General features: G+C 60.2%; 17 protein-coding genes. 5 read left to right on the plus strand and 12 right to left on the minus strand.

The window, feature by feature from the left end:
- Positions 1 to 90: 90 nt before the first annotated feature.
- The 7 genes from ACLKOZ_RS15400 to ACLKOZ_RS15430 are packed head-to-tail and all read right to left on the minus strand — an operon-like array spanning position 91 to position 5753.
- Positions 91 to 1050, minus strand: coding sequence for a PDR/VanB family oxidoreductase (locus ACLKOZ_RS15400; RefSeq protein WP_436476236.1), 960 nt, complete (start codon positions 1048 to 1050; stop codon positions 91 to 93).
- Positions 1051 to 1110: 60 nt separating this feature from the next.
- Complete coding sequence (locus tag ACLKOZ_RS15405; protein ID WP_436476238.1) at positions 1111 to 1851, minus strand: SDR family NAD(P)-dependent oxidoreductase; 741 nt, start codon at positions 1849 to 1851, stop codon at positions 1111 to 1113.
- Between the two features lie 7 nt (positions 1852 to 1858).
- Entirely contained in the window at positions 1859 to 2416 is a 558-nt protein-coding gene (locus ACLKOZ_RS15410) for an aromatic-ring-hydroxylating dioxygenase subunit beta (RefSeq protein WP_436476240.1), read from the minus strand.
- Entirely contained in the window at positions 2406 to 3686 is a 1281-nt protein-coding gene (locus ACLKOZ_RS15415) for an aromatic ring-hydroxylating oxygenase subunit alpha (protein ID WP_436476242.1), read from the minus strand. The genes ACLKOZ_RS15410 and ACLKOZ_RS15415 overlap by 11 nt, the downstream gene beginning before the upstream one ends.
- Positions 3683 to 4213 (minus strand): nuclear transport factor 2 family protein, encoded by a 531-nt coding sequence (locus tag ACLKOZ_RS15420; RefSeq protein WP_436476244.1) that lies wholly within the window; start codon positions 4211 to 4213, stop codon positions 3683 to 3685. The genes ACLKOZ_RS15415 and ACLKOZ_RS15420 overlap by 4 nt, the downstream gene beginning before the upstream one ends.
- 3 nt (positions 4214 to 4216) lie before the next feature.
- Positions 4217 to 4591, minus strand: a complete 375-nt coding sequence (locus ACLKOZ_RS15425) for a hypothetical protein (RefSeq protein ID WP_436476246.1) — start codon at positions 4589 to 4591, stop codon at positions 4217 to 4219.
- Between the two features lie 22 nt (positions 4592 to 4613).
- The gene (locus ACLKOZ_RS15430) at positions 4614 to 5753 is read right to left on the minus strand and encodes an acyl-CoA dehydrogenase family protein (protein ID WP_436476248.1); all 1140 of its coding nucleotides are present in this window, start codon (positions 5751 to 5753) and stop codon (positions 4614 to 4616) included.
- Between the two features lie 59 nt (positions 5754 to 5812).
- Here ACLKOZ_RS15430 and ACLKOZ_RS15435 point away from each other — a divergent pair, with 59 nt between their 5' ends.
- A complete protein-coding gene (locus ACLKOZ_RS15435; protein ID WP_436476250.1) occupies positions 5813 to 7444 on the plus strand; it encodes a PAS domain S-box protein in 1632 nt (543 codons plus the stop codon).
- Between the two features lie 18 nt (positions 7445 to 7462).
- On the opposite strand, the gene ACLKOZ_RS15440 is transcribed toward ACLKOZ_RS15435, so the two are convergent.
- The 3 genes from ACLKOZ_RS15440 to ACLKOZ_RS15450 all read right to left on the minus strand — a co-directional run bounded on the left by ACLKOZ_RS15440 (position 7463) and on the right by ACLKOZ_RS15450 (position 11288).
- Positions 7463 to 8056 carry a TetR/AcrR family transcriptional regulator gene (locus tag ACLKOZ_RS15440; protein WP_436476252.1) on the minus strand — a complete coding sequence of 198 codons (594 nt, stop codon included), beginning with the start codon at positions 8054 to 8056 and terminating at the stop codon, positions 7463 to 7465.
- A gap of 213 nt (positions 8057 to 8269) precedes the next feature.
- Positions 8270 to 9817, minus strand: coding sequence for an APC family permease (locus ACLKOZ_RS15445; RefSeq protein ID WP_436476254.1), 1548 nt, complete (start codon positions 9815 to 9817; stop codon positions 8270 to 8272).
- A 58-nt stretch (positions 9818 to 9875) separates the two neighbouring features.
- Positions 9876 to 11288 carry an aldehyde dehydrogenase family protein gene (locus ACLKOZ_RS15450; protein ID WP_436476256.1) on the minus strand — a complete coding sequence of 471 codons (1413 nt, stop codon included), beginning with the start codon at positions 11286 to 11288 and terminating at the stop codon, positions 9876 to 9878.
- Between the two features lie 285 nt (positions 11289 to 11573).
- Between ACLKOZ_RS15450 and ACLKOZ_RS15455 the strand changes: the two genes are divergently transcribed.
- Positions 11574 to 13535 (plus strand): primary-amine oxidase, encoded by a 1962-nt coding sequence (locus tag ACLKOZ_RS15455; protein WP_436476258.1) that lies wholly within the window; start codon positions 11574 to 11576, stop codon positions 13533 to 13535.
- 86 nt (positions 13536 to 13621) lie between these two features.
- Positions 13622 to 14005, plus strand: a complete 384-nt coding sequence (locus ACLKOZ_RS15460) for a hypothetical protein (protein ID WP_436476260.1) — start codon at positions 13622 to 13624, stop codon at positions 14003 to 14005.
- Between the two features lie 291 nt (positions 14006 to 14296).
- On the opposite strand, the gene ACLKOZ_RS15465 is transcribed toward ACLKOZ_RS15460, so the two are convergent.
- Positions 14297 to 15706, minus strand: coding sequence for an aldehyde dehydrogenase family protein (locus tag ACLKOZ_RS15465; RefSeq protein WP_436476262.1), 1410 nt, complete (start codon positions 15704 to 15706; stop codon positions 14297 to 14299).
- 118 nt (positions 15707 to 15824) lie between these two features.
- The gene (locus tag ACLKOZ_RS15470) at positions 15825 to 16385 is read right to left on the minus strand and encodes a TetR/AcrR family transcriptional regulator (protein WP_436476264.1); all 561 of its coding nucleotides are present in this window, start codon (positions 16383 to 16385) and stop codon (positions 15825 to 15827) included.
- A gap of 127 nt (positions 16386 to 16512) precedes the next feature.
- Between ACLKOZ_RS15470 and ACLKOZ_RS15475 the strand changes: the two genes are divergently transcribed.
- A complete protein-coding gene (locus ACLKOZ_RS15475; protein WP_436476266.1) occupies positions 16513 to 16848 on the plus strand; it encodes a cupin domain-containing protein in 336 nt (111 codons plus the stop codon).
- A 10-nt stretch (positions 16849 to 16858) separates the two neighbouring features.
- Complete coding sequence (locus tag ACLKOZ_RS15480) at positions 16859 to 18154, plus strand: flavin monoamine oxidase family protein (RefSeq protein ID WP_436476268.1); 1296 nt, start codon at positions 16859 to 16861, stop codon at positions 18152 to 18154.
- The last annotated feature ends 5 nt before the right edge of the window (positions 18155 to 18159 follow it).

Raw genomic sequence — 18159 nt, forward strand, 5'->3', positions numbered from 1 at the left:
GCGAGGCCGGCCCAAGGGCCGGCCTCGCTGCGTCTTACTAGTTTTCTGCACCAGCCCGAAAGTTCTCTGCACGAGCCCGAAAGCCCTTTGCTAGAAGATTTCCAAGACTAGTCGTGAACTCTTGGCTCTCGAAACGCAGGCAGCGATCTGGTCATTGGCCTTCTTCTCGCTGCTGGACATGCATTGGTCACGATGGTCAGGCTGCCCCGCCAAGACCCCCATGATGCAGGTACCGCAGATGCCTTCCTGGCATGTGGTGTCGACTTCGACATCGTTTTCTGCCAGAACCTGCACGATGGACTTCCCCACAGGAACCTCGTAAACCTCACCCTCCAGCTCGATCTCAAAGAGGGTGTCGCTGTCAGTATCCACAGGTTCGCCGGCCTGGAAATGCTCGATGTGCACGTTGTCTTCTGGAATCACCGCAGAGGCGTGCTCTTGAACGCGGTTCATGAAACCCTCTGGTCCGCAGGTGTAAACATGCGAAGCAGGTGTGAGGCCGAGAAAGGCTTTGTCCAGAGCGGATGGTTGGTCCTCGCGTTTGAGACCGAAGTGGAAATGAACGCGTTCCCCAAATCCACTCTTTTCGCTCAGCAGGTCGCAGAACGCCGCCTCGTCGCGTGACCGGGCAAAGTAATGCAGATCGAAGTCCTGTCCGGCGCGATGCAGGTGGTAGGCGATGCTGAGCATGGGTGTGACGCCGATGCCTGCGGCCACGAGTATGTGACGGTCAGCGTGGGGCGCGACCGCGAGGAGATTGCGTGGGGCGCTGATCTCCAGTTCGTGGCCGACTGTCACCTGGTCGTGGAGGGCGGCTGAACCGCCCCGGGACTCCGGCTCCAGTTTGACGGCGATAACGTAGTCCTCCGTGGAGTCCGGCGGGCTGCACAGAGAGTATTGGCGGACCACGGCTGTGGGTCCGACGATGTCGATGTGGGCGCCCGCCGGGTAGCGGTCGAACGGTGCCCCATCCGTGCGCTGGAGGCGGAAGGATTTGATGTTGTTCGTCTCTTCCAATACTTCAGCCACTCGTACCTTGAACATACCCATGCGGCAACGCTCCTTTCTGGTTTACAGGTTTCTTGGTTTCGGCGGTTATTCGCGCTGTGCTTAGCGCATGTAGATTCCGCCGTTGATGTCCCAGCAGGCTCCGGTCACCGACGAGGCGCCGGGGGAGGCGAGCAGGGCAACTGTGTCGGCGATGAATTCTGCATCACCGAACCGGCCTACCGGGATGTTCGCCTTGATGGCGTCCAGTTTGCTGGGATCCACCGTTTCGTAGACGACCGGAAGCTCCAAGGGCCCTGGGGAAACCGCGTTAACGGTGACTCCTGCCGATGCGAACTCCCTGGCGAAGACCTTTGTCAGGGTGGAAACGCCGCCTTTGGAGGCGGCGTAGTGTGCGCCGGTTGCGGTCCCGCCGTTATGTCCTGCGAGGGAGTGGATGTTGATGATCCGGCCGTAGCCCCGGTCCCGGAAATGCGGTGCGAACACCTGGCAGCCGAGGAACGTCCCTTTGAGATTGATCTCGACGTTGGCGGAGAAGTCTTCCGGGGTTATCTCCAGCAGGGGGGCGACCTTTGAGCGCCCCGCGTTGTTGACCAGGACGTCGGTCCCTCCCCATTTTTGGGCCAGGGCGTCCCGTACCGCTTCGAAATCCTCCTTTCGGCGGATGTCCAGTGCGCCGGCCCAGACTGTGTCTCCTGAGGGGTCAAGGCTGTCCGCGACCGGCTGGACGGATTCGATGGTGGTGCCGGTGATTGCTACCTTGAATCCCTCCTTGTGCAGGGTCCTGGCGATGACTTCACCGAGGCCGCGGGCGGCCCCTGTAATCAGTGCGACGTTGTTCATGGTGCTCCTAGAGGAGGAAGCCGGAGGCATTGACAGCTGAGTCGGAGTTGACCAGGCGGATGACCTTGAGGTCGATCCGTGCATCCTCGCCCGTGATCCTGATCCGGTGGGTGAGGTCGGCGCCTAGCATTTGGAACTTGTCGCGCTTGAAGCCCACGAGTACCTGCGCCGAACGTAAGGTGACGGTGTCCTCCGTGATTTCCTGGACGGTGAAGCGTGAAACTGTCCGGGACGTGCGCGCCGCCGCGACGGCTGACATGGAGTAGCCCTGTACCAGGCGGGTGACGCGCATGTGACGCATCCGGGCGTCGTCGTAAACCATATTCAGGGACGATTCGAAGTCGGTAACGTTCGGATCAACGGGGATGACGTACTTGGCATCGTCCGTGTAGAGGGTCTGCCAGGCTTCGTAGTCCTTATCGTCGAGAAGTTGCGCTTCAAGCCAGATAAGTTCCATTGCACGGATGACACGGGGATCGGCCAGGTTGCCAAGACCCAGTTCAAAGGGCTCACGGGCTGGGCGGTTGTCGATCAATTCCACTTCTTCGGCGGCCTCAGTTGTCATCGCTCATCATCCTTTTCCACATTGCGTACGATTCGCGCATGCCGGTCTCATCGGTCACGTGCGAGGTCTTCCAGCCTTCGTCAACGGTTTCCTCACGTCCAAGTCCGCGGTTGACCAGGATCGGCATATCCGGGTTGGCTACTGCTCCGCGCTGAACCCGGTCCCATGCCTCGGAGTCATCGGAGGTGCCAAAACCGAAGGGGCCCTGGAAATGTTCGTGGATGCGGAGGCGTTCCCGGTTGACGCTTTCGGGTCCGCCGTCCAGGCCTAGTGCCATGTGCTGGATTTCCGTTTCAGTGACGGAGATGGGGCGCAGCACACGGAAGAAAGACATGGACAGTGAGAGGTTGGGGAACAGGTTCAGGTTGTAGCCCGCGCCGTGCATAGTACGGACTATGCGGCGCACCTGTTCCTGGGGCATGGTTTCGGAGAGTTCATCGATGATGTGTCGGAACCGTTCCTGGAGTTCCTCGGAACCGTCATCCTCCTCGAGATCAACGTGTTCGGGAACCATAACAGCGACGCTGTGCCCGTTGCCCAAAGCATGGGTGACTGCCTTCTCGTCGGTCATGAACGAGAGCATGTCAGCGGTCTCTGCATCAACAGACGCCATCCAGGATCGGTGCACGATCGGGAAGTGATATCCATCAGTGGTGTTTTCCAGCTGGATCTTCCAATTGCCGTCGAACCGGAACTTGTGTTCGCCCTGGACCTTCACCGGGAAGCCTGCGCCCTGCTTCATGAACCGGTCAATCCATATCTTCGCGTCACCGAGGAATTCCTCGAGAGGCTCGATGTCCGTTTTGAAGGTGGCGAAGATGAGGCCGTTGTAGGACTCCACCCGCAGCTTTTGGAGGGACAGCTGCTGCTTTTCGATGACCCCCTCGTAGCCGTCCGGGTACGGAATGCCCCTGAGGTTTCCCTCGAGTGAGTACGACCAGGAGTGGTAAGGGCAGGTGAACCCGTTGGCCTTGCCCTTGGGGACCTCGCAGACGCTGGCGCCGCGGTGCCGGCAGCGGTTGAGCAGAACGTTGAAGTTGCCCTTACGGTCCCGGTTGACCACGACCGGCTGCAGACCCAAGTGGGTCATTTTGAAACTTCCCGCATCGGGAATTTCGCTCTCGTGCGCGACCCACACCCAGGTGCTGTAGAAGATCTTCTCCATCTCCCAGTCAAAAATTTCAGGGTCGGTGTAGAGCCGGGCAGCAACTCGGTCGTCGTCCGCCAGCCCGGCGAATCCGCCTGACCGGTCTGTAGTTGGGACAGTCATCGGTACTCCTTCAATTGCGGGTCAAGTAGTGGTTGGATCTTGGTCTCAGTGCCCAATGCGTGGACAAAGAGCTTTTCTGTCTGAAAGTGGCTAATGAGGGCAATTTCGCCCTCGACCACGAAGTCGACGTTGAGGCGGGCGATGATCAGTTCACGCCGCCCATCGTCGTACTCGGAAATTTGCTGCATAATCCACTGCCCTGTCGTGCTGGCGTCGCCGAATAGGATTTTTCCCTCTCCCAGGAGGTGGATGTTTGTCCTGAAGTGGGTCGTTGGCGGAAGGAACGACTTGAGCATCCTGAGGATGCGCTCACGACCCTCGACCCTTCCAAACTTTCCCGAGTATTCCGGCCCGACGCCTTCCCACACCGCGTCCGGGGTGAACAGCGCTGCCAGTTCCTGGCCAGGGGCGCTTGGCCGGGGAACATCGCAGAGGTCCATGTACCTGGCGATGGTTAGCCGGGCCGCTTCCCGGTGTTCCTGTCCGGTCAGCCGCCGCGAAAGCACAGCGGTTGATACGGCTGCCATGGCTTATCCTGCCGGGGCGACGTCGTCGCGGATCACGAGGGCGCGTCCGATGCGGGCCTCGACTGTTGCGTAGTGCCAGAGGGCGTGCTCGCCGATCATGGTGGTCCGGAAAAGGTTGCAGGCGGCCTTAACGGTCTCTTGGGTATCAACGTCGGCCAGGATGTAGCAGGTCCAAGGCCATCCTGTGGAGGGGCCCACCATGTGGGAGTCGTCGTCCATGTTGCCGATGACGTGCACGCCTTGCATTCGGGCCATCTCCGTCATCATTCCTGAGAATGCGGTCCAGACACTGCCGATTTCACTCTTGGGAAGGTCGAAAAAGTTCTGGTTGATTCCGATGCAGAAAAGCACTCGCAGGGGTTCGCTGGGGGTCGTCACATTAGCTCCTTGGTGCAGTGTCCTAGATGAATGCCGGGATGGATGGCGGGGTGTCCATGAGTACTGCGCCTGCGCCGTCGTATATACCGTCTCCGAGGAAGGCGTGCTGGGTGACCACGGAGGCGTCCCGGAGGTATCGCTGCATTGGGTTGGAATCGTAGATAGCAGCGGTTCCGGATAAGGTGTAGGCGCTTTGGACTGCTGCTGCTCCTACCTTTGCCACATGCGTGGAGGCCAGGCGTAGAAGAGCTTTTTGCTTGTCCGTTACCGGGTGGCCTGCAGTGACAGTGGCGAACACTTCTTCAGAGATGTCGTAGAAGAAGGCACGGGCCGACAGCAAGGACGCTTCGGCTTTGGCGATGTCGATGCGGTAGTAGGCCCGGTCTGCCAGTTTAGGGGCGCCGGTGATCCCGCTGCGTCCACTGCCTACGCGGGTGGCGTAGTCGAGCGCTGCCCGGCCTGTGCCGAGATTTACGGCCGCAAGAACCTGGGCAGCATAGGCAATTGCCGGGTAGCGGTAGAGCGGCTCATCGACGGTCGGTTCGCCGCCCCGTATGAACGTCCACTCATCCGGTACGAACTCTCCCTGCACGCGCAAGTCGTTGCTGCCGGTGCCTTTGAGTCCGATGACATCCCAATTTTCGACAATCTGAACCTGGTCAGGCCGCAGCAGGGCTGTGAGGGGCTTTCCGTTGCTGTCGTCTCCGCCTGCCAGCCCGACGCCGATGATGTCCGCACCGCGGCAGCCGCTTGAGAACTTCCATTCCCCGGTGATGCTCCATCCACCCGGGAGACGGTCCGCCTTTTGGACGGGGAAGAGCCCGCCTGCGAATACAACGTCCGGGCCTTCGGCATAAAGCTTCGCCTGGGTTTCCAGCGGCAGGGCTGCCAGATAGACAGCAGAACCGAAACTCGCGACCCAACCTGCCGAGGCGTCAACGGCGGAGATGCGCTCAATGATCCTCAGAAATTCAGCGGGAGGCAGGGCGTCGCCTCCGAATTGTTTGGGAGTTGCTGTGCGGTAGATTCCGGCCTTCTTGAACTCGGCAATCACGTCAACGGGTACCGACTTCTGCTCACCGAATTCTTCGCGGCGACGCTCTACCGTCTTCAGCACCTCGTCTAAGGTGGCGCTTGAAGTCGGGTTTAGGACTTCTGTCATGTGTGGCTCCCACAGGGTTCAGCATTGAATTTGTCTGCTTCAAAGCTATGGGGGCGCCGATGACGCAACAATTGGAGATTCTTCCCGGGCTGGCACAGCATTTCCTCGTTTTGCTAAAGAATTCACCTATGCCGGAAGCCGGCCATCCAGGCGTAAGATTCCTTGTGCGCAACTCCTCTTCGGCCGGCGAGCTTCCCTTTCCTGAGGTGGGGGACTACACCAGCCTGATGCAGTCACTGACGTACTGCATCCTCATCCATGACGCCGAGACGAAAGACATTCTGTGGGCCAACCAGGCAGCATGCGACATGCTGGGATTCAGCCTTGATGAACTGAAGCCTCTTAAAGCCCCGGACATGAGCAGCGCCGATCCGAGATTCAGGCGCTCCATTGGCAGGCATTGGCTGCAGGACGCCGCTGATCATGGGATGAGCCGCATCGAGTGGATGTACAAATCCAAGACTGGCAGGGAATTCCTTACAGAAGCGATCGCAGTACGGGTGGATCTGCGCCGGCGGCCGGTCATCATGGTTCAGTTCCGTGATATCGAAAAAGAAGAGTTGCTGAAGTCTGACCTGCAGCGCACTGAGGGTAGGTTGCAGGCCTTCCTGCGGCACATGGCGGAAGGAATCCTGGTCGTGGACCAGGACTCGGTCATCAGTTATGCGAGCGTTGCCGGGGGTGAGCAGCTTGGCACTGATGCAGACCAACTGATCGGCACTAAGCTTCTTGGTCTTTGTTCGGTGCAGTCCAAGCCGGTGCTGCAAACGGCCCTTGCCAACCCTCACCCGGAAGGTTCCCCGGTCAGCCTTCGTTTGGAAATTGCCCGCGCTGACGGAAGCACGGCCTGGTTCGGGGCGAGTTGCCAGTATATTGCCCTGGAGCACGACCTGACCGGCACACTCGTGCTGCTTCACGATATATCTGAGCAGGTGGAAGCTGAAAAGCAGCACCGACGGGACCTGGAGCACCTTAACTATCTGGGCCGGTACAACGCGATGGGGGATATGGCTATGGCCATTGCCCACGAACTCGGTCAGCCGCTGGCCGCAGCAACCAATTTCATCGACGGCGTGACCCGCAGGCTGGGCAATCCGGCAAGCAGCAGCGCAGACCTTGAATACGGACTGGATAATGCAAAGAAGCAGATCAATAGAGCCAACCAAATTGTTTCGAGTCTTCGCGCTTTTGTCGTCCAGCTTGAGCAATCCGAACAGATCGTGGATCTTAACGACATCCTTGAAGAGTGCCTTTACTTCATCATGCTGCGGGCGCAGCAGCACGATACGGAGATCCAGGTCGTTAAGAGCGACCTTCCCATCTGGATCCGATGCGAGAAGGTCCTCACCGGGCAGGTGATACTGAATCTCTGTCATAACGCCATTGACGAGATGTCGGGGTGGCCGCCGAAGGAACGGCACGTAACCATTACCACCTACGCGACGGATGTTTCCGGTGTCTTCCGCGTCGCAGATCGGGGCAAGGGGCTCTCCCATATCCCGGATGGGCGTATTTTTGACGGTGCCTTTACGTCCAAGTCGACAGGAAGCGGCATTGGCCTCGCCTTGAGCCACCGCATTATTACTAGGCAGCAGGGGCGTCTGTGGGCGGAAGAAAACGAATCGCGGGGGGCCTCATTTGCGTTTGAGCTCCCGCTCGCTACGGCCGAAGACGACTGGCAGGGAAAATGATTCGCCTCCGTGCGGCGGCTATGGGGTGTGAATGAGCCGGAGGAGGGTTTCCAGTTCGGCCATTAGCTGGGCCGGAGTGCACGTGCCGGGTGCGAAGGTAGTGCCGATTTGGGCGCCAAGAAGCATATTCAGCAGGATCCCGGCGAACTCTTCATCATTTATGGCAGCATCAGTTTCCTCAGATTTTCTGGCGTCGCTTAGATGGGTGAGAATTTTTTGGCGCCACTGTTGAACTGATTGTTCGTGCAGGGCGGACTTGGAGGCATCGGCCAGTGCGTGTTGCCAGAACGCTATGACGATACGAGCTTCGCTCTGCTTCTCCTCATCTAACGGGAGCACCTCGTGGCAGAAGATGCGGAGAGCAGCCAAGCCCTTCTTGCTCCCGGTAGCTTTGTCTATTCTTTTGTTCGTTTCGTTAAAGACGTGCTCGAAGGCGAAGGTGAGCAGTTGTGCCTTACTGCCGAAGTAGGGCTTTAGTGCACCATTGGCGAACCCTGCCTCTGCCGCGATCTCCCGCATGGTAGCCCCGTTGAGGCCGTCACGTGCAATGAGCCTCCATGTGGCTCCGACGAGTTCGACTCTTCGCTGATCGTGGTCAACAACTTTTGGCAAGGTACCTTCTCCTCCAACGATTAGCTAAAGATAGCCATGGGCGGTTCACCTGCCCACAGACCGTCGAGTTCAGCTGCTTAGGCTCATGATGCAAGCTTACTGGCGGGCCTATGGTTCAGCTGTCGGTTGGCCGCCGCTGAAGGCTGGACAGGCCTTACAAAGGACCGGCAGTCCCGGCCGTCCACAGGCGCCGGGACCGCCATGGTTGGAGTGTTACCGCTGGCGTACCTGCGGCACTTCGCTTTGCCGTGTCTCGTGGCCCGACGGTTGTTCGTCGCCCGGATCGCCTTCGCCGCCGTGTCCGATGCCGTCATAGACGGCGGGTTTTTTGGACTTAAGGTGGTGGCCCCACCACAGTCCAGCGGCTCCTGGCAGGAGAGCAATGGCAGGGAGGATCCAGGAAAGGGGTGAGGAGCCCGAAGAGCCGATGAGTACGTCAAAGTTCACGAAGATGAGTACGCAGACGAGTCCCAGTGCCAGGGCGCTGAGCAGTGGGGCCACGAGCCGCGTCCAGGTTGAGTGCCCGTGATGGTTGGTACGGAAGTAGCCCCAGACGGAGAGGGAAACCAGAACCATCAGGAACACCAGTCCGAGGGCGGCTGTATTTGAAAGCCAGGTGAAGAGAGTCAGGACGGGGAAGAGTGGGCCGAGTTCGGAGCCTGTACCTGCGACGGCGAAGATCACTATGGCAATCAGGGCTATGGCGGATTGGGTGAGTGAGCCGGCGACCGGGGCATGGGTGCGACCGTTGACGTAAGCGAGCCGTTGGGGAAGGACACTTTCCCGGGCCAGGGAGAATATGTATCGGGCCACGGCGTTGTGGAAGGCAAGCAGAGCTGCAAAGAGGCTTGTCAGGAAGAGTACTTGGGCTATGTCGGCCATGATCGTGCCGACATTTTGGCCGATAAAGGCGAACATGAGTTCAGGTCCCATCTCCTGTGAAGCTGCCACGATCTGGCTCGGACCGGTCGCGATCATCATGGCCCAGGCAGAAAAAGCATAAAAGGCGGCGATGACAGCGACGGAGATGTAGGTGGCTCTGGCAATGGAGCGGGTGGGGTTTTTCGTCTCCTCGCTGTAGATGGCCGCGGATTCAAACCCCATGAACGAGGCGATGCTGAACGCCAGTACGCCCCCCACACCGGCGGTGAAAAGGTCGCCCGGCAGCAGCCCTGCTGTCGCTACTCCTTCGGGCTGCACAACAAACGCGGCCACGTCAAAGATGATGACTGCCAGAAACTCCAGCCCGACCATTACCGCTACGACACGGACAGAGAGGTCCACCTTGTTCACGCCGAGCCAACCTACAACCACGAAGGCGACGGCGGCCGTTGCCCACCAGGGGATCTCCGATCCGGTTTTGGCGTTGATGAACGCTGCCGAGGCGAACCCGAAGAGACCATAAACTGCCACTTGGATGCAGTTGTAGGCAGTGAGGGCAAGGAACGAGGCTGCGACGCCCGTTCGCTTTCCCAGCCCTTGGGCAATGTATGCGTAAAAGGCGCCGGCGTTTCGGATTTTTGTGCTCATGGCGGCGTAGCCGACCGTGAACAGGGTAAGGGCCACACCCAGCACAATGAACGACAGTGGTACGCCTATCACGCCGTTTACCGCGAAGTTGCTGGGGTAGCCTCCGGCGACGACAGTCAGCGGAGCCGAGGCGGCTATGGTCATAAAGACGAGCGCGGGCACTCCGAGCGTGCGCCGGCTTAGTCCAGGGGGGTCCGCGCTGGCCGGAGTGTTTATGGTTTGGTGGGACATGTCAGCCTCCGAAAGGTTGATGAGAGCCGAGGGGGGGTGTTCGCAAGCCGGTGGCTTTCTAGCCGTTGATGACCTGGGGAACTCCCAAGGCTTTGAGACCTTCAACGCCGAATTCAAGGCCGTAACCGGACTGCTTGGATCCTCCGAAAGGAATCAAGGGATTGACCATTCCGTGGGAGTTGATCCACACAGTTCCTGCCTGGATGCGTGATGCGACTTCGCGGGCTGCGGCGGGGTCAGCCGACCAGACCGAGGCGCCCAATCCGACCTCGAGCCCGTTTGCCATGGCAACGGCCTCGTCAACGGAGCTGTAGCGGATGATCGGCAAGGCCGGGCCAAACTGCTCTTCAGCGACAAGGGGGTTGTCATTGTCGATGTCGGCCACGAGGGTGGTGGGATAGAAGTTGCCTGGCTGATCGGTGTCCGGGTTTCCGCCGAGCAGCACCCGGGCGCCGGATTCCTTCGCTGCCTCCACCAACCGGGCGACGATGTCGAACTGCTGCCGATTCTGCAGCGGACCTAAAACGTTGTTTTCATCCAGACCGATGCCCATTGGCATGGCAGCCGCAACGGCGGTCAGCTCCCTACAGACGGCGTCATAGATGTCGTCGTGCACATAGAGGCGCTTTAGCGCGGCGCAGGTCTGCCCGGTATTGATAAACGCGCCCCAGAACAAGCCTTCGGCGATGGCCTTGGGATCGGCGTCGGGCAGCACAATCCCGGCGTCGTTGCCACCCAGTTCAAGGGTCAGCCGCTTGACGGTCTCCGCCGAGGACCTGATGATCGCCTTGCCCGTCGAGGTGGAGCCGGTGAACATGATCTTTCCGATCGCAGGATGCTCGGCCAATCGGGCACCGACGTCCCGGCCGCCGCTGACCACCGACAGCAGGCCTTCTGGCAGTTGCTCGTTGATGACCTTGATCAGGGCCAACACAGACAACGGAGTGTACTCGGAGGGTTTGACCACGACGGCGTTTCCCATGCGGAGTGCGGGGGCGATCTGCCAGATGGTGATCAGCATCGGCCAGTTCCAGGGACCAATGGCACCAACGATCCCGATGGGCCGATAGTGGAGTTCTGCCCGGGTTTCCCCATCATCGACCACGGTCTCGGGGTTGAGGGGGGTAGCGGCCGTGGCGCGCAGCCAGGCAGCGCATGCGCCGACCTCGAAGCGGGCATTGGGGCCGTTGAGGGGTTTGCCCTGCTCCCGGGAGAGCAGGTGGGCGAGCTCTTCCGCAGAGCGTTCGACGGCGTCGGCGGCCTTCATGAGTGCCGCGGACCTCGCTTCGTGGCCCAAAGCGGCCCACTCCGGCTGTGCCGCAGCGGCGCCTTCAACGGCGACTTCCAGGTCTTCGACGGTATGCACCGGGGCGTCCCCGACCGGCTCGCCGGTCGCCGGGTCAAAGATTGTCCTTGATTTTGCCGGCGAAGATGGTCGTTCCGTGATACCTGGGGCTGTGCTGATGCTCATCGTGCTCCTTTTGCTGGGGTGGGTTCACAGGGGGACTGAGGGGCGGCATGATGGGCACGCGCGGCTCGGTCGTGGTGGAGGACGCTCTTGCCGTCATGGGCTCAACTGCTTGCATGACGTGTGACAGAACACACAGTAGACGGCGTTTCCCGCCCTTGTCATTCTTTTTTCCACAATTGGCGAAAAAAACTTTTGTGTCTGGCCGAGCCTTGTGGCCGTAATCACAATGCCGTATTCTCTACAGTCATAGAAAAACACATTCCGACCTTTATGCGAAGAGGACCCATGACTACTCCCGTACTGCAGACAGCATCCGTCCACCCATTGGCCAGCCCCGACGAAATCACTGCAGTCCAATCCCTGCTGGGTTCAAGCGGCCTTCTCGGCCCCGAGAACCGGATTGCCTATCTTGGGCTCTTGGATCCTGCACGGGGCCAGGAGGGACAGGACCGCCGGTTTCGGGTCTTCATCCATGACGTCTCCGGCGCGGCGCCGGTGGACGCCATTGTGTCCCTGACCCGCGGGGAGGTCCTCTCGGCCACTGAACTGGACACCACAGTCACCGGCGAACTGCCGGTGCTTGAGGAGGAGTTTGAGCTGGTGGAAATGCTTCTTTCCACGGACGAGCGTTGGCTTGCCGCCCTCGCCGCACGTGATCTGGACGTCGCCAAGGTACGGGTTGCTCCACTGTCCGCTGGCTTCTTTGAATACCCGGAGGAGAAGGGCCGGCGCATGCTGCGTGGCCTGGCGTTTGTGCAGAATTTCCCTGAAGATAGCGCCTGGGCTCATCCCGTCGACGGGCTCGTGGCCTATGTTGATGTCGTCAGCAAGGAAGTCACCCAGGTCATCGACCTCGGCGTGTTGCCGATCCCGGCCGAGCACGGCAACTACACGGATCCGGAACTGACCGGGCCGTTGCGGACCACGCAGAAGCCCATCAGTATCACCCAGCCCGAGGGCCCGAGTTTCACCGTGACGGGCGGAAACCATGTGGAGTGGGAAAAGTGGAGCCTGGACGTTGGTTTCGACGCGCGGGAGGGCGTGGTGCTGCACAACCTCGGCTTCCGTGACGGGGACCGGGTGCGGCCTATCATCAACCGCGCGTCTATCGCCGAGATGGTGGTGCCCTACGGTGATCCCTCTCCGATCCGGTCCTGGCAGAACTACTTCGACACCGGCGAATACCTGGTGGGCCAGTACGCCAACTCCCTGGAGCTGGGCTGCGACTGCCTGGGCGACATCACGTATATCAGCCCGGTGATCAGTGACGCCTTCGGCAACCCCCGGGAGATCCGCAACGGCATTTGCATGCACGAGGAGGACTGGGGCATCCTGTCCAAGCACAGCGACCTCTGGACAGGCATCAACTACACCCGCCGCAACCGCCGCCTGGTGATCTCCTTCTTCACCACCATCGGCAACTACGACTACGGCTTCTACTGGTACCTCTACCTTGACGGCACCATCGAGTTCGAAGCCAAAGCCACGGGTGTGGTTTTCACCAGTGCGTTTCCCGAGGGCGGCTCGGACAACATTTCCCAGCTGGCACCCGGCCTGGGCGCACCCTTCCACCAGCACCTCTTCAGTGCCCGGCTGGATATGGCCATCGACGGCTTCACGAACCGGGTGGAAGAGGAGGACGTGGTCCGCCAGCCCATGGGTCCGGGCAATGAGCGTGGCAACGCCTTCTCCCGCAGGCGCACATTGTTCACCCGTGAATCTGAGGCCGTCCGTGAGGCCGACGCCCGGGCAGGCCGGACCTGGATCATCTCCAATCCGGAGTCGAAGAACCGGCTGGGCGAGCCTGTGGGCTACAAGCTGCACAGCCAGAACCAGCCCACTCTGCTGGCCGACCCCGGGTCCTCTATCGCCCGTCGGGCTGCGTTTGCCACAAAGGACGTCTGGGTAACACGCTACTCCGGCGACGAGGAGCGCTACCCGACCGGCGACTTCGTCAACGAGCACTCCGGCGGGGCCGGGCTGCCGACGTACATCGCTCAGGACCGCGACATTGATGGCCAGGACATCGTGGTGTGGCACACCTTCGGCCTCACCCACTTCCCCCGCGTGGAGGACTGGCCCATCATGCCCGTGGACACCGTCGGCTTCAAGCTCCGGCCCGAGGGCTTCTTTGACCGCAGCCCAGTTCTGGACGTGCCAGCAAACGCTGCCGGTTCAGCGTCCTGCCACACCGAAGAACCGGCCCAGGGCTCTGGTCCTGAGGATGTCCCAGGACACTGCCATTAAGCCCGTTTAGATATCCGACGATGGCGCTGTTGAAAGGACGGGTCCGGACAGCCGGGCCCGTCCTGCACACGCGAATCTGCGCGACCATGACGGCCGCCTCATGTGTGGTGCACCTGTGGCTGGCAGCCTCCGGACACCATGGTTTCTGGGTCGGCATCCTCATGATCGCCCTCGCAGCAGTCTGCGTTCCCTGCACGGTCCATATCTGGCTCTACAGCCGCGTCGGTGCACTCCACCAGGTCGCGCTTGCTGCACTGGCCATGGTTGCCCTGCACGCAGCCCTGCTGTTCGGGGCGGGCGGTGCCAAGCACTCTCACGGCAGTGGAGAGAAGATCGGTACTGCCGACGCATCTGGTGGCACCGAACTGCTGTTGATTATTGGACTGGAAATTTTGACCGCGATGCTTGCCGCGACACTGATAGCTCGGCTGCGGGGGCGGGGCCAACTGCAGAATGTTGGCGGCCAGTAAGCGACGAGTTTCGATACAACAAGGGAGAGTTGGTGCACCGAGGAGATTGCACTGGAATCGCCCTTAGCCACGCATCATCACAAGGCAGCACGGCCGCCTGTGGGCTGAAGAAAACGAATCGCGAGGGGCATCCTTCACCTTCGAGCTACCGCTAACCGTTGACGAGTATTCCACCCAAAGGTAGGCATCCGTAAGACCATGCAGCTCGGCAGGCACAGGAAACAAGTGAATGTTCCTGTACCTGCCGACGATGCTTCAGATTCCCTGGGCGAGCTGGCTCCGGGGCGGTTCCTAACCGTTGATGACCTGAGGTAAGCCCAAAGCTTTGAGGCCCTCAACGCCGAACTCGAGCCCGTAGCCGGACTGCTTGGAACCGCCGAACGGGATCAGGGGGTTGACCATGCCATGGGAGTTGATCCAGACGGTGCCGGCATCGATGCGGGCAGCCACTTCGCGGGCGGCGTCCAAGTTGGGCGACCAAACTGAAGCGCCAAGACCCACGTCGAGTCCATTTGCCTTTTCCACAGCTTCGTCCAGGCTGCTGTACCTGATGATCGGAAGGGCTGGGCCGAATTGTTCTTCAGCTACCAAGGGGTTGTCATTGTCAATGTCGGCCACCAAGGTGGTGGGATAGAAGTTGCCTGGTTGGTCGTAATCCGGGTTGCCGCCCAGCAGGACCCGGGCACCGGATTCCTTTGCCGATGTCACCAGCCGATCGACAATGTCGAACTGGGCCTTGTTCTGCAGCGGTCCCAGGACGTTATTTTCATCGAGCCCGTTGCCCATTGGCATGGCGGCCGCGACCGCGGTGAGTTCCTCGCAGACGGCATCGTAAATATCGTCGTGCACATAAAGCCGCTTCAGGGCCGCGCACGTCTGGCCGGTGTTGATAAAGGCGCCCCAGAACAGGTCCTGCGCGATCGCTTTGGGGTCCGCATCGGGCAGGATGATACCGGCGTCGTTACCACCCAACTCCAGGGTGAGGCGCTTAACGGTGCCGGCAGAGGACTTGATGATGGCCTTGCCGGTGGCTGTGGAGCCGGTGAACATAATCTTGCTGATGGCGGGATGCTCCGAGAGCCGGGCGCCAACCTCCCGGCCACCGGAAATGACCGTCAGTAGTCCATCCGGGAGTTCCTGATTGATGACGCTGATTAACGCCAGCACGCTCAACGGCGTGTACTCCGACGGTTTTACAACTACGGCGTTGCCCATCCGAAGCGCGGGGCCGATCTGCCAGACCGTAATCAGCATCGGCCAGTTCCATGGACCGATCGCACCGACGAGGCCGATGGGCTTGTAGTGCAGTTCAGCGCGGGTTTGGCCGTCGTCGACGACCGTTTCTGGCTCGAGGACGGTGGTCGCGGCGACGCGCAGCCATGTGGCGCAGGCTCCGACTTCGAAGCGGGCATTGGGACCGTTCAGCGGTTTGCCCTGTTCACGGGAAAGCAGCTGGGCGAGTTCCTCGGCGGAGCGCTCGATAGCGTCGGCCGCTTTCAGCAGGGCCTCACTTCGGCCCTTATGTCCCAGTGCTGCCCACGCTGGCTGGGTGGCCGCGGCCCCCTCAATCGCTTGGTTGAGATGTTCCACTGTATGGACAGGGGCCTCACCAACCGGTTCGCCCGTAGCGGGGTTCAAGATAGTCCGGGTCGGCCCTTCGGCCGATGTGATAGAGGACAGCAGGGTGTCGTACGTTTCCATGGTTGCGCTCCCGCGGTTAGAGATTATGCGTTTGCATAACTATGCAGCTGCATAGCCCTTGGGTCAAGGGTTCGCTTCCAAATTCCCCGAGAGGGGCTCTGGGCAAGGAGGGGCAACATTAGTGACGTTGCAGCATGTTCCCCAGCCGGACTATTGCAGCCTTAGTGTCAACAATCCGGGGGACGGTGAGCTGATGGAACACGAGCCCATCCAGGGCGGCATAAACAGCGTGAGCGGCAGCACGGTCGCCCTTGTAGCCGTAGTGCTCAAGGGTGCGAGCGATTCCCTCGATATAGCTTTCGTGCAGTGTTTCGGCGATTTTCTGGAGCTGGGGGCTTCGTCGCGCGGCCAATGCCATGTAGTACTGAAAAACCTGGAGGTTCGGATCGTCGGTAACGAGACCGACCAGGCCGGCGGCGAACTCTTCATCGATGGGTGAGGCGATGTTTGTCAGTTCTGAAAACTGCTGGGACTTCTCGGTGGCCCATTCGGCAGCAGCTTCAAGGAGGGCATCCTTAGAGCCGAAATGGTGCGTGATTAGGGTGTTGTTAACTCCGGCGCGTAAGGCAACCTTGCGGAAACTAAGTGCATCCAAGCCCTCTTCGGCAACGACGTCGATAGCGGCCCGGACGAGAGCCTCCCGCCCGTTGCCCCACTTGCGCTCATTGGTATCACCCATAACTAAACCTTACCGAAGAAATTTAGGAATCTGCGCATGCAGAGTATTGACATTCCAGCCTATGCGCGTGCAGAGTCTAGGGACGTGATGCGCGCCACGAGTGCATCTTTCTTGCTAAGGAACCTTTATGTCTGTCCCCGTTTTTTACGCAGAAACAAATCTTGAGCTGGCAGTGCCGTTCGAAGCCGGTCAGGTTCAGTGGCTGAGGAGGCCTACTGACGGAGGGCGTTCCGAACTCTCGTGCGGTATCTGGACTGTCACTCCCGAGGAAGCACCAGGCCCGGTTGACCTGGTCATGCACCAGGACGAGTCGTTGTATATCATCTCGGGCCATTTGCGGATCGAAGTCATCGGAGGAGAAACCTTCGATCTCACCGACGGCTCGATGGCATCCTTCAATAAGGGCGCCAAGACCCGTTGGACCATCCTCAAGCCCACCGTCGAATTCTTCGTTTACAGCTGAGGGTAGGACGGTGACAACCGACGTACTCGTCATTGGGGCTGGTTTCGCCGGCCTAACGGCGTCACGGGAGCTGAGCAATAAAGGCTATACCGTGCAGATCATCGAGGCCCGGGATCGGATAGCCGGCCGAACGTGGCTGGACGCTAAATTAGGCCGAAACCTTGAGTTGGGTGGCACGTGGGTGCACTGGGCCCAGCCCCATGTCTGGGCGGAGCTCACGCGCTACGCCATCGGCGTGGTCCCTCCCGCAGATTATGAGAAAGCCTACTGGCACGCTGACGGCCAGTCCTTCCAGGGCTCTCCGGATGAGCTGATGGCTCTGCTCGACGGACCCAACCGGGAACTACTGGCCCCATCCAGAGCCCTGATCCCCCTTCCGTACGAGCCGCTTAGCAATCCCGCTGTAAAGGCCGCTGATCAGCAGACGATTTCGGAACGCATTAATGCATTGAATTTGGATCCGATGTCTGAGGAACTCATGCGCAGCTTCTGGGCCTTGAATTTCAATGGCCGCCTAGATGATGCGGCATTTACTCAAGCCCTGCGCTGGTGCTCGGCTGCATGTCACGACTGGCTCCTGATGTTCGAAGTTTGTTCCGCCTACAAAATCCAGGGTGGAACAGCGGCGCTTGCCGAGGCCATCGCGGCTGATTCCAACGCTGAGCTGGTATTGAATGCGCCAGTGGCAGAAGTCCGTCAAACTGATTCCGGAGTGGTCGCTCTGGACCGGGCTGGCAACGAGTACCGGGCAAAGAAGCTGCTGGTCACCCTGCCTTTGGGCGCGCTCGAAAGCGTCCGCTTTTATCCCGAGCTTTCATCCGGAAAACGCGCGGCTGCCAGGCTGGGACAGATCGGGATGGGGGCGAAGCTGTGGATCAAGGTGAAGGGTCGGCATGAGCGCTTCGTTGCGATGGGGCCCGCAGATTGGCCGCTGAACTTCGTTCAGGCCGAATACCTGGATGTGGACACCACCACTCTCGTCGCCTTTGGGCCGGACGGTTCGGCCGTAGATCCTGAAGACGCCACCGCTGCCCAGGAATTGCTCCGTCGATGGATCCCGGACATCGAGGTGTTGGAGGTCGCGGGCCACAGTTGGGTTGACGACGAGTTCGCGCAGCAGACGTGGGCGATGCACCGGACCGGCTTCCTCTCCGAGAGCCTCACTGAACTGCAACGGCCGGAAGGAGATATCTACCTGGCCGGATCGGACTATGCCAGCGGCTGGGGCGGATTCATCGACGGAGCCATCGAAAGCGGCCTGCAGGCTTCCATGAAGATTTCCAACGCATTGAAAATCGAGTCGTAATGCTG

Origin of the sequence: Arthrobacter sp. R4, from assembly GCF_051365025.1 — a bacterium.
GTDB lineage: Bacteria > Actinomycetota > Actinomycetes > Actinomycetales > Micrococcaceae > Arthrobacter.